12 protein-coding genes are annotated in these 11,181 nt (G+C 62.0%); 6 read left to right on the top strand and 6 right to left on the bottom strand.

From position 1 onward, the window contains the following. The 4 genes from QM600_RS00935 (at window position 1) to QM600_RS00920 (ending at window position 3,305) form a co-directional block, all read left to right on the top strand. The gene (locus QM600_RS00935; RefSeq protein WP_283259606.1) at window positions 1-756 is read left to right on the top strand and encodes a succinate dehydrogenase/fumarate reductase iron-sulfur subunit; all 756 of its coding nucleotides are present in this window, start codon (window positions 1-3) and stop codon (window positions 754-756) included. Window positions 757-909: 153 nt separating this feature from the next. Next, window positions 910-2,040, top strand: coding sequence for an FtsX-like permease family protein (locus tag QM600_RS00930; RefSeq protein WP_283259605.1), 1,131 nt, complete (start codon window positions 910-912; stop codon window positions 2,038-2,040). Continuing rightward, a complete protein-coding gene (locus tag QM600_RS00925; RefSeq protein WP_283259604.1) occupies window positions 2,037-2,723 on the top strand; it encodes an ABC transporter ATP-binding protein in 687 nt (228 codons plus the stop codon). The genes QM600_RS00930 and QM600_RS00925 overlap by 4 nt, the downstream gene beginning before the upstream one ends. A 27-nt stretch (window positions 2,724-2,750) precedes the next feature. Next, the gene (locus QM600_RS00920) at window positions 2,751-3,305 is read left to right on the top strand and encodes a TetR/AcrR family transcriptional regulator (RefSeq protein ID WP_283259603.1); all 555 of its coding nucleotides are present in this window, start codon (window positions 2,751-2,753) and stop codon (window positions 3,303-3,305) included. Window positions 3,306-3,514: 209 nt separating this feature from the next. Here QM600_RS00920 and QM600_RS00915 read toward each other — a convergent pair whose 3' ends face one another. The 6 genes from QM600_RS00915 to QM600_RS00890 all read right to left on the bottom strand — a co-directional run bounded on the left by QM600_RS00915 (window position 3,515) and on the right by QM600_RS00890 (window position 6,649). Further along, window positions 3,515-3,832, bottom strand: a complete 318-nt coding sequence (locus QM600_RS00915) for a hypothetical protein (RefSeq protein ID WP_283259602.1) — start codon at window positions 3,830-3,832, stop codon at window positions 3,515-3,517. Between the two features lie 80 nt (window positions 3,833-3,912). Further along, window positions 3,913-4,524 (bottom strand): VOC family protein, encoded by a 612-nt coding sequence (locus tag QM600_RS00910; RefSeq protein WP_283259601.1) that lies wholly within the window; start codon window positions 4,522-4,524, stop codon window positions 3,913-3,915. Between the two features lies 1 nt (window position 4,525). After that, window positions 4,526-4,936, bottom strand: a complete 411-nt coding sequence (locus QM600_RS00905) for a VOC family protein (protein ID WP_283259600.1) — start codon at window positions 4,934-4,936, stop codon at window positions 4,526-4,528. A 74-nt stretch (window positions 4,937-5,010) separates the two neighbouring features. Then, the gene (locus tag QM600_RS00900) at window positions 5,011-5,301 is read right to left on the bottom strand and encodes a hypothetical protein (RefSeq protein ID WP_283259599.1); all 291 of its coding nucleotides are present in this window, start codon (window positions 5,299-5,301) and stop codon (window positions 5,011-5,013) included. 3 nt (window positions 5,302-5,304) lie between these two features. After that, window positions 5,305-5,910 (bottom strand): hypothetical protein, encoded by a 606-nt coding sequence (locus QM600_RS00895; protein ID WP_283259598.1) that lies wholly within the window; start codon window positions 5,908-5,910, stop codon window positions 5,305-5,307. Window positions 5,911-5,941: 31 nt separating this feature from the next. Further along, window positions 5,942-6,649, bottom strand: coding sequence for a TVP38/TMEM64 family protein (locus QM600_RS00890; RefSeq protein WP_283259597.1), 708 nt, complete (start codon window positions 6,647-6,649; stop codon window positions 5,942-5,944). A gap of 384 nt (window positions 6,650-7,033) precedes the next feature. Here QM600_RS00890 and mutA point away from each other — a divergent pair, with 384 nt between their 5' ends. Both mutA and scpA read left to right on the top strand, forming a co-directional pair. Continuing rightward, complete coding sequence (mutA, locus tag QM600_RS00885) at window positions 7,034-8,929, top strand: methylmalonyl-CoA mutase small subunit (protein ID WP_283259596.1); 1,896 nt, start codon at window positions 7,034-7,036, stop codon at window positions 8,927-8,929. Next, window positions 8,926-11,178 carry a methylmalonyl-CoA mutase gene (gene scpA / locus QM600_RS00880; RefSeq protein ID WP_283259595.1) on the top strand — a complete coding sequence of 751 codons (2,253 nt, stop codon included), beginning with the start codon at window positions 8,926-8,928 and terminating at the stop codon, window positions 11,176-11,178. The genes mutA and scpA overlap by 4 nt, the downstream gene beginning before the upstream one ends. The last annotated feature ends 3 nt before the right edge of the window (window positions 11,179-11,181 follow it).

Genomic DNA, 11,181 nt, shown 5'->3' with positions numbered 1-11,181 from the left:
ATGAGCTACGACGCGAAATTTCGGGTGTGGCGCGGCGATGCCGGCGGAGGTGATCTGCAGGACTATTCGGTTCCGGTGAACGAGGGAGAGGTGGTGCTCGACATCATCCATCGCCTGCAGGCCACCCAAACCCCGGACCTGGCGGTGCGGTGGAACTGCAAGGCGGGCAAGTGTGGATCCTGCTCGGCGGAGGTCAACGGGCGTCCGCGCCTGATGTGTATGACGCGGATGTCGACATTCGCCGAGGACGAGGTGGTGACAGTGACACCGATGCGGTCGTTTCCGGTCATCCGTGATCTGGTCACCGATGTCTCGTTCAATTACCGCAAGGCGCGTGAGATTCCGTCGTTCACACCGCCGCCCGGGATAGCGCCGGGTGAGTACCGGATGCAGCAGATCGACGTTGCACGCTCGCAGGAGTTCCGAAAGTGCATCGAGTGCTTCCTGTGCCAGAACACTTGTCACGTCGTGCGCGATCACGAGGACAATAAGGAGGCCTTCTCTGGCCCTCGCTTCTTCATTCGCGTCGCCGAACTCGAGATGCACCCGCTCGATACGGCAGACCGTCGGGATGCTGCGCAGGATCAATACGGCCTCGGCTTATGCAACATCACCAAATGCTGCACCGAGGTGTGTCCGGAGGGCATCAAGATCACGGACAACGCGATCATCCCGATGAAAGAACGGGTGGTGGATCGGCGCTACGACCCGCTGGTTTGGTTGGGTAACAAAATCTTTCGTCGCGGCGGAGAGTGACTGCCGCCGGACTTCTCCCATTGATACTACTGGGCGTAGTAGCGTAGATCACGTTAGGTATCGACATCTTGTCGACATCTTGTCGATATGATGTCGACAGTGCGTCGACAAAAGTGGGCGTGATCCGTTTCGACTCCATAGGAGTTCCCCGGCATGTTCCTCGCTCTGCGTGAACTGTGGTTTGCGCGCAACCGATTTCTCTTGATGGGCGCCGTTGTCGCCCTCATCTCGATCCTGATGGTGATCCTGTCGGGACTCTCGTCTGGCCTGGTCAACGACGGCGTCTCCGCGTTGCAGCGGACGCCGATCCAGGCCTTCGCATTCGAACAGGGCACGAAGTCGGACTCCGCGTTTTCGCGCTCGGTCGTTACCGAGGAGCAAGCGCAGGCGTGGCGCGCACAGCCTGACGTCGAAGCTGCCGAACTATTCGGAAACATGATCGTCAACGCTAAGACTGGCGGTGGAACCCCGGTCGACCTCACACTTTTCGGTATCGAACCGGGGTCCTTCCTCGAACCGGCCTCTGCCGAGGGAGTCGCGCTGCACTCCGACACCGACATCATCGTCAGCACTACCCTTCGTGATGATGGCGTCGCGCTCGGTGACACCGTCATCCTTGATCGGCTCGGTACCGAGCTGACTGTTGTCGGCTTTACCGTGGACAAACGCACTTTCGGGCACGTCGACGTCGCGTACCTGCCGTTGCGGACCTGGCAGGAAGTGCACGCAGGCGCCAAGATCGGTGAAACACCCAGCGCCAGTGCATACTCCGAAGCGAGCGTGATTGCGATTCGAGGCGTGGACGGTGCGCTTCCGGACCTCACCGCAGGAGACGCGGCAGCAGGGACGTCCGCGAAGATCCTGGAGGACTCGTTCGACTCGTCACCGGGTTTTTCCGCCGAAATGATGACGATGTCGATGATCAAGGCATTCCTGTATGCAATTTCCGCCCTTGTCGTCGGCGCGTTCTTCAGTATCTGGACGGTGCAGCGTGGCCGTGAACTCGCCGTCATGCGCGCAATGGGAGCCTCCACCGGATTCCTGCTGCGCGACGGACTGCTGCAGGCTCTCGTCGTGCTGTTCGGGTCCATCGCAGTCGGTGTGTTGCTTGGCGTCGGACTCGGCTCGGGACTCGAAGGCGGCGGAATGCCGTTCGCGCTCGAATCCGGTCCCATCGTCAATGGCGCGGTACTGCTCGCCTTACTGGGCTTGATCGGCGCAGCCGTTGCCATCGTCCGCGTAACCCGCGTCAATCCGCTCACCGCACTGGGAGAGAACCGATGACCACCATCGAAAAGACCACCACCGGACTCGCGCTCACCGCAGTCAGCCTCAGATTCGGCGACGGCGATTCCACCGTGCTTGCCCTCGACGACGTGAGCTTGGAAGTGCCACGGGGCGAGCTAGTCGCGATTGTCGGACCGTCGGGCGCCGGAAAGTCGAGCCTGCTCGCCGTTGCCGGTGGCCTCGGTCGTCCGTCAAGTGGCTCGGTTTCCATCGACGGCCTCGACGTGACAGGAATGCCCAATCGCGCCTTGGCCAAATTACGACGCGACAAGGTCGGATTCGTATTTCAGTCCGGGAACCTCATCCCAGCACTGACGGCGCGCGACCAACTGCGGCTTGTCTCCAAGATCACGGGACGGCCAGGTCGTGACGTCGACGAACTCCTCGAGTCAGTAGGCATGAGCCACCGTGGCAACCGGCGGCCCGGGCAACTCTCAGGCGGTGAACGCCAGCGAGTCGGTATCGCTCGGGCACTGATGAGTAATCCGTCGCTACTGCTCGTCGACGAGCCGACAGCGGCACTCGACCGTAAGCGCAGCCATGAGGTCGTCGAACTGCTGGCACACGAAACCCATGAGGCGGGCGTCGCTACGATCATGGTGACCCATGATCATGACGTCCTCGTGCATTGTGACCGCATCCTCGAAATGGTTGACGGACAACTGCACCGGCACGAGTAGGCCCGTCCGCGGAGTAGAGGAGGTTCGGTGCCGAAGATCGACGCCGCCACTGTCGGAGAGCATCGTGCTGCTCAGCGGCGAGCGCTCCTCGATGCCGCCCACGCACTTCTCTCCGAGACCCCGGATCAGCCGCCGGGGCTCGGAGAGGTGGCTGCGAAGGCGGGTCTTGCCAGGTCCAGCGTGTACCACTACTTCCGGTCCCGAGAAGATCTGCTCAGCGCTGTGGTCGAGGACATGTTCCCGCGCTGGAACGGCAAGATCGTCGAGGCGATGGACGGAGCCGACGACCCGGTGTGGGCATACGTCGACGCAAACCTGCAACTGGTCGCCGACGGTGAACATGCGATCGTCGGAGCGCTGGCGACATTGACGCCGCAGACATTTCGTGATTCACGGATCATGGATATGCACGACAGCTTGGTGCTTCCCCTGGTCGACGCGCTCCGCGCCCAAGGCGTGCCGGACCCGAGGTTGACGGCCAAACTGATCAACGCTCTCGTGCATACGGGCACCGAGTTGATCGAGTCAGGTCAGAGCGTCGAGCAAGTTCGGTCCGCGGTCCGTGAAGTTCTCGGGCGGTAATGCCAGCGGACGGCGGCACCACGAGTAGCCGCCGTCCGCTGGCATCTGCGATCGTTAGCTACCGCTGGAACCGCTCGATCCACCGGAGATCGAAGATTGGCGAAATATATCGGCAAATAGATTGCCGATATTGGCAATTAAACTGCTTTTGACGCTATTGCTGCGACCAGATTTGGATCGCGGACCGAGGACAACCGAGTGCCTCTCCACTACCGAGTGATAGGGGAGTTTTCCGCTGGATCGACAAGTTGGAGGTACGGATCGTGCTTCTCCGACCCGTTCGACATTCTGTATCCGAGGTCGAGTTTGTGGCGACCGGCGGGTAGTCCACGAGAACTGGCCCACTCTTGCATTGCTCCGAACGTGTGCCCGATATCTTCGACGCGTCCATCGTGGCGGGCGAAGGCGTATCGACCTGGGGGCATGGTCATGGTGACTGGTCCGAGATAACGAACGTGCTCTGGATCGGCGTGCAGAATGCCGACAACTTCGTGATACACGCCGTCGCCCAGTCGGATGCACGACACTCCGCATCACTATGCGGTGGTGCGGAGTGTGACCGTATCGCACAGTCGTTTCGCGCAATTGCGAACGACCGGAACAGTGTTCAGTCGTGGTTGGTTGCCCAGGTGAAGCCGTCAGGGTCTGCGAAAGACCCGGCGTCGCTGACGATGACCATTCGGTGTGATCCCGTGCCTTCGGGGGAGGCTCCGGCATCTTTTGCGAGGGCCCGGCGCCCGTAGAGCGCAACTTTGACGGTTCTTGCTGGGCTGGCGAATTCGACGTATTTGCGTCCAAAACTCTTCGCTACTTCGAGGCCGTGGTCGAGGTAGAACTGTTTGCTTGCCTTGACGTCCTCGACACCAAGAAGGAGCACGAGGTCGTCGATCTCTCGGGTGGAGGGTCCGGTGTTCTTCTTCGACGATGTCGCAACCTTCCAGATCGCGCCGTCCGGTGCTTGGACCACGCCGCCATAACCCCAGAATCCCTTCTTCGCGGGCTTCAATGTGGTTGCGCCGGCGTCGAGAGCGGCCCCGAGGAAGGCGTCGACAATGTTCGGCTGGGATACGACGAGTGAGAGTGTGTAACTGCGGAATCCGGTGGTCGGTGCTTCCGAGGCGGTGACCTTCACGTGGTCGCCGACGCCGAAGTTCTTGTAGAAGTTCGCGGCGGCTTCGGGGTCGGAAACCTCGAGCACCAGAGATTCGATGGTCGCCATGTCACTTCACCTCGTTGATACGGATCAGGTTGCCGGCGGGGTCGCGAACTGCGCAGTCGCGGATTCCGTACGGCTGCTCGATCGGTTCCTGGACGATCTCGGCGCCACTCGCTGCGAGCTGCGCGAATGTCGCGTCGAGGTCGGGGGTTGCCAGCGTGAGGATGGCGTACGTGCCCTTGGCCATCATTTCCGTGATGGTGCGGCGTTCGCCGTCGGTGATTCCGGGGTCGGCGGTCGGTGGGTGCAGGACGAGGGAGGTATCGGGCTGGTTCGGGTGGCCGACGGTGATCCAGTGCATCCCGTTGTAGCCGACGTCTTTGCGAACGTCGAAGCCGAGAATGTCGCGGTAGAAGGCCAGCGAAGCCTCGTGATCGATGTGGGGGAGAAAGGCGGAGTGGATGGTGAGGTTCATAGAAATGACGCTAGTTGCCGGATCGTATGGGCGCTTCTTGATTCCTGATCGAATGTGATGGCACCGTCCGTGGACTAAATTTCGAGGAGGAGTGAAGTCACGTTCGCCTCACCGGTTCGGGCAAGGGTGGTGGCGTTCATCATGGAACTGAGTGCTTGCGCGGCGTAGTTGGCCAGTGTTTGTGGGGCGCCGGGGGTTCGGCCAAGTGCTGCGACCAGGATTCTCGGAGGATTCGGAACTGAAGTCGACCGCAATGTTGAGAAGTTGATCGTCTTCGTCCACCACAGACTTCCGACGGCGACCAGCACTCCGACGAGAAGTATCAACAGAATTCGGCGTTGATGCTGCGCAAGAAAGTTTCTCATTGGTCAGCGATGCTCGTCCGTAGCCGCGGTCAGGAGCCTCTCTACGAGTCGGCGACCAGCAAGTTCGGCCTGCCACCCCGCGGTCAGGAGTCGTTTCGACATGGCTTGCTTGGTGATTCCGAGTTGCTGCGCTGCAGCAACTTGAGTGAGGCCGGCGTCCATCAAGGCGATAGCTTCACGTCCGTCAGGGGTCTGGCGGATCACGATCGTGCCCAGCAGGGTGAATGCACCTTCGATGTCGGCGGCACGTTCGGCCAGGGTTGTATCGGCGGGTTCCTGTTCGACAGCGATGCGTGCCGGGGCCTTCTTGGCGCGCTCGACGGCAACGCGGGCGGCTTCGAATGCGGGACCCCGACCGGCGCGTGTCTGGGCCGGAAGTGGTTCTTCGACGGGACCCAGTCCGATTCCGACACTCCAGTATCCGCGTCGCAAGAGGTCGAGTACCAGGTCCACTACGAGTTGGGGGTTGTCGGTGACCGCCTGGATTTCGTCTCCCGCCGTCCGCTCGAATGGGCGAAGGAGCGGAGTGGACCGCAATTCATGAAGGATGTTTTCGACACGATCGATGTCGTGACGACTGCGCCGTTGGTCTACCGTCAACACGAACATAGGTCAATGATAAGAGGTTGACTATTACAAGTCAATCTTTAACGGTTGATGTTAGAAGATCAACCTTAATGGGTTGACCTGTGGGGTGTTGCTTCAGATCGGCAGTCGTCTTGCGCGCATCGAACAGCAATCCGCCGATGCCGACGGCAATGCAGACTCCCGACAGAACAAGTAGGCGCGGATCGGCTTCGCCGGACAGGGCGTCGCCGAGGACGACGATGCCAACCGTGCCGGGCAGAATCCCCACCACGGTGGCCAGTACATAAGGCACCAGGCGGATGGATGAGATTCCACAGCAGTAGTTCACAACAGAGAAGGGAGCGAACGCGATCAGTCTCAACGAGCCCACGGCCAGCCAGCCGCGCTTCTCGATTCGTTCGTCCACTCGCCTGATCGTCGGACTCGATATCCGTTGCCAGACGGCGTCACGGCCGATGGCACGTACCAGGTAGAGGGCAAGGATTGCGCTGACTGTCGTAGCCGCAATAGTGAGGCCGATACCCATCGCAGAACCGAACAGAACGCCGGCGCTCAGAGTAAAGATTGTGCGCGGAACGGGCGCGACAGTGACAAGTGCATGAACCAGAAAGAACACGAGGGGAAACATCGGTCCGACGGAATCCGCCCATTCGCGCATCTGCGACACCGTCGGGTGTGGGGCCAAGAGTGCTACGGCGAACAGGCCGAGCACAACCAGGATAATCACGATCAATCTTCGGTCCAGCAGGCGCCGCATCACAGGGCCCAAGGCTACCGGTGCCGGTGCCGAATGCCCGCGTTCAGCGTGCAAGAAATCCGAGAATTCACGCCACGATCAGCGTCGTGTGATGAACGCCACTGCGCTGTCGGGGTAGGTGACCTGCGCGGTCCTGCTCAATGAAACTACTCGCCGGTAACCCGCAAACATGCTGAACAATCGCTAGGTAATGACTGGGAAATAGACCTGGGGTCTGCTGAATCTGCGGGTCCACGCGTTAACAACAGGCCTTAACGGACTCGCTCGCTGCGAACGTGACGTGATCCTCACGATATGTGCGTCCAGACGCGGGTTAGCATCACAGAACTAACGAAGAAAACCGATTACCGGTATAACGCTCACGCACAATGAGAGGCAGCGGACACAGTGTCATTAGCTTCAGAAGCCGAGGCTGTCGAGCAGGCATACGCGGAGTGGCAACGCTCCGTCGCCGGAGTGCTCGCCAAGTCCCGTCGAGTCGATGCAGCAGAACTAGGCCCCGAGCCGCAGAAGCTGCTCGAAACCGTCACCTACGACGGAGTCACTGTCGCGCCGCTCTACAGCCCTCGCGACGAGCGCCCCGAGCAGACGCTGCCCGGCAGCTTCCCCTACGTGCGTGGAGTCGACGCCCACCGCGACGTCAACGCCGGCTGGTTGGTTTCCGCGCAGTTCGGAACCACCTCCGCCGCTGACACCAATCGCACCATCCTCGATTCCCTCGAGAACGGTGTCAGTGCGCTCTGGCTCAAGGCCGGCGTCGATGGCGTTCCCGTCGCTGACCTTGCCTCAGCACTCGACGGCGTTCTCCTCGATCTCGCTCCGCTGACACTCGACGCCGGCGCAGAGGCAAGTGCCGCTGCTCGCGCAGTGCTGGTACTCCTCGATGCTCGCGCTGAAGCCGGCGACGGTGTCAGCGAACGTAGCAGCATCCGCGTCCACCTCGGTGCCGCTCCGCTCACCAGTTCTTTCTCCGGTGCAGCCGACGTCGATCTGGCTGAAGCCGTCGAGCTGGCAGCACTTGCTGCAGCTCGCACCGAAACCGTGCACGCGATCACCGTCGACGGCACCGCATTCCACAATGCCGGTGCCGGTGACGCCGAGGAGCTCGGCGCCGCGATCGCAGCAGGCCTCGAATACTTGCGCGCACTCACTGCAGAAAACGGCTTGACCATCGGAGCTGCATTGCAGCAGTTGGCTTTCCGTTACTCGGCTACCGACGATCAGTTCCAGACCATCGCGAAGTTCCGTGCCGCCCGTCTCGTCTGGGCACGTATCGCGCAGGTCTGCGGAGCATCCGACTTCGGTGGAGCTCCGCAGCACGCGGTTACCTCGGCCGCGATGATGGCTCAGCGTGATCCCTGGGTGAACATGTTGCGCACCACCCTCGCTGCGTTCGGCGCGGGCGTCGGCGGAGCAGACGCCGTCACCGTTCTTCCGTTCGACGTGGCTTTGGCCGACGGCACACTCGGCGTCACCAAGTCCTTCTCCTCGCGCATCGCCCGCAACACGCAGCTGCTCCTTCTCGAGGAGTCGCATCTGGGCCGCGTGCTGGACCCGTCGGCAGGTTCCTGGTACGTCGAGGACCTGACGCAGCAGATCGCCGCCACGGCGTGGGAGTTCTTCCAGGAAATCGAAGCAGCCGGTGGATACCTGGCCGCGCTCGAGGCGGGAATCGTCTCCGATCGCATCGCCGCTACCAAGGCCAAGCGCGACTCCGACATCGCACACCGCAAGACAACCGTCACCGGAGTCAACGAGTTCCCGAACCTCGGCGAAGATCCGCTCTCCGCGGCAGCTGTCGAGCCGGGTCAGGTTGTTGCCCGTTACGCAGCCGCCTTCGAGGCTCTGCGTGATCGCTCGGACGCGTTCCTGAGCGCCGGCGGTGCCCGCCCGACTGTTCTGCTCGCACCCTTGGGGTCCGTCGCAGAACACAACGTGCGCACCACCTTTGCGTCCAACCTGCTCGCTTCGGGCGGAATCGACGCAGTCAACCCCGGCCAGCTCGAGGTTGGCGCTGACGCCATTGCCGCAGCCGTCAAGGCTTCCGGTGCAACCGTCGCCGTGCTGTGTGGCACTGACAAGCGCTACGGCGAAAACGCCGCAGCCGCTGTCGCGGAACTCCGCAGCGCAGGCATCACCAAGGTGCTGCTGGCCGGACCGGAAAAGGCAGTCGCCGACGCTACGGGCGAGAGTCGTCCGGACGGATTCCTCACAGCCCGCATCGACGCAGTCTCGGCTCTGACCGAACTGCTCGACTTCATCGAGACGGGAAGCTCCAAGTGACGACACGAGAGGTCAAGCACGTGATCGGCAGTTTCGCCGAGGTCCCACTCGAGGACCCGCAGTCTCCGGTACCCACCCCGCCGTCGGCGCAGCAGACGCAGGCACTCATCGAAGAGGGTGCTACCGCCAACAATTACGCGGCCGAGCAGGTTGTGTGGTCCACCCCGGAAGGTATCGACGTCAAGCCGGTCTACACCGGTGCAGACCGCGATGCCGCAGCGCAGTCCGGCTACCCGCTGGACAGTTTCCCCGGTGCAGCACCGTTCCTACGTGGTCCGTACCCGACCATGTACGTGAACCAGCCGTGGACGATTCGCCAGTACGCCGGCTTCTCGACGGCCGCTGAGTCCAACGCGTTCTACCGTCGTAACCTCGCAGCCGGCCAGAAGGGCCTGTCGGTCGCCTTCGACCTCGCGACGCACCGCGGCTACGATTCCGATCACCCGCGCGTCGCGGGCGACGTCGGAATGGCCGGCGTGGCAATCGATTCCATCCTCGACATGCGTCAGTTGTTCGACGGAATCGACCTCTCGCAGGTATCGGTGTCGATGACGATGAACGGCGCTGTGCTGCCGATCCTCGCGCTCTACGTTGCTGCGGCAGCCGAGCAGGGTGTCACCCCGGACAAGCTGGCCGGAACAATTCAGAATGACATTCTGAAAGAGTTCATGGTCCGCAATACCTACATCTATCCGCCCAAGCCGTCCATGCGGATCATCTCCGACATCTTTGCCTACTCCAGTGCTGAGATGCCGAAGTACAACTCCATCTCTATCTCGGGCTACCACATCCAAGAAGCCGGTGCCACAGCCGATCTGGAGTTGGCATACACCCTCGCCGACGGCGTCGAGTACATCCGCGCCGGCCTCGAAGCAGGCATGGACATCGACACATTCGCGCCGCGCCTGTCCTTCTTCTGGGCAATCGGGATGAACTTCTTCATGGAGGTCGCCAAGCTGCGCGCCGGCCGTCTCCTGTGGGCCGAACTTGTTGCCAAGTTCGATCCCAAGAACGCAAAATCGCTGTCGCTGCGTACCCACTCGCAGACCTCGGGCTGGTCGCTCACCGCGCAGGACGTCTTCAACAACGTTCCGCGTACCTGCGTCGAAGCCATGGCCGCTACCCAGGGCCACACCCAGTCGCTGCACACCAACGCGCTCGACGAAGCGTTGGCTCTGCCGACGGACTTCTCCGCTCGCATCGCCCGCAACACCCAGCTGCTCCTGCAGCAGGAATCGGGCACCGTGCGTCCCATCGACCCGTGGGGCGGCTCGTACTACGTCGAGTGGCTCACCAACGAGCTCGCCAACCGGGCACGCGCGCACATCGCGGAGGTCGAAGAGGCCGGCGGCATGGCTCAGGCCATCAACGAAGGTATCCCGAAGCTCCGCATCGAGGAAGCCGCAGCACGCACCCAGGCACGCATCGACTCCGGTCGCCAGCCGCTGATCGGCGTCAACAAGTACGTTCCCGACGAGGCCGACACCATCGAGGTCCTCAAGGTCGAGAACTCCAAGGTGCGTAAGGAACAGCTCGAGAAGCTGGTTACTCTTCGCGCGGAACGTGATTCGGACGCCGTCGAAGCTGCACTCGCGAACCTCACCCGCGCAGCTGCCTCCGCTGAAGGAGGCATGGAGAACAACCTGCTCGCCCTCGCCGTGGTCGCAGCAAAGGCTATGGCCACCGTCGGCGAAATTTCCGACGCCCTCGAAAAGGTGTACGGACGCCATCAGGCCGAGATTCGCACCATCAGCGGTGTATACCGCGACGAGGCAGGGTCGGTGAGCAACATCAGCAATGCAATGAAGTTGGTCGAGAAGTTCGCCGCGGAAGAGGGACGTCGTCCCCGCATCCTCGTCGCCAAGATGGGCCAGGACGGTCACGACCGCGGCCAGAAGGTCATCTCCACGGCCTTCGCCGACATCGGATTCGACGTGGACGTCGGACCGCTGTTCCAGACCCCAGAAGAGGTCGCCAACCAGGCGGCCGACAACGACGTCCACGTAGTCGGTGTGTCGTCGTTGGCAGCCGGTCACCTCACCTTGGTGCCGGCATTGCGGGAAGCTTTGGCTGCGGCCGGTCGCCCCGACATCATGATCGTTGTCGGCGGCGTTATCCCGCCCGGTGACTTCGACGAACTGTACGAGGCAGGCGCTACGGCGATCTTCCCGCCCGGCACGGTCATCGCCGACGCTGCCAGCGGATTGTTGGAGAAGTTGGCCGTCGCACTGGGGCACGATCTCACCTGAGAA

Source organism: Rhodococcus sp. IEGM 1379 (assembly GCF_030056815.1).
Lineage (GTDB): Bacteria > Actinomycetota > Actinomycetes > Mycobacteriales > Mycobacteriaceae > Rhodococcus_F.
This window is presented reverse-complemented; position numbering and strand designations above follow the sequence as displayed.

Bases quoted from the DNA above. Each gene is read 5' to 3' on its own strand.
- QM600_RS00935 (WP_283259606.1), top strand. From the start codon at position 1: ATGAGCTACGACGCGAAATTTCGGGTGTGGCGCGGCGATGCCGGCGGA.
- QM600_RS00930 (WP_283259605.1), top strand. From the start codon at position 910: ATGTTCCTCGCTCTGCGTGAACTGTGGTTTGCGCGCAACCGATTTCTC.
- QM600_RS00925 (WP_283259604.1), top strand. From the start codon at position 2,037: ATGACCACCATCGAAAAGACCACCACCGGACTCGCGCTCACCGCAGTC.
- QM600_RS00910 (WP_283259601.1), bottom strand. From the start codon at position 4,524: ATGGCGACCATCGAATCTCTGGTGCTCGAGGTTTCCGACCCCGAAGCC.
- QM600_RS00905 (WP_283259600.1), bottom strand. From the start codon at position 4,936: ATGAACCTCACCATCCACTCCGCCTTTCTCCCCCACATCGATCACGAG.
- QM600_RS00900 (WP_283259599.1), bottom strand. From the start codon at position 5,301: ATGAGAAACTTTCTTGCGCAGCATCAACGCCGAATTCTGTTGATACTT.
- QM600_RS00895 (WP_283259598.1), bottom strand. From the start codon at position 5,910: ATGTTCGTGTTGACGGTAGACCAACGGCGCAGTCGTCACGACATCGAT.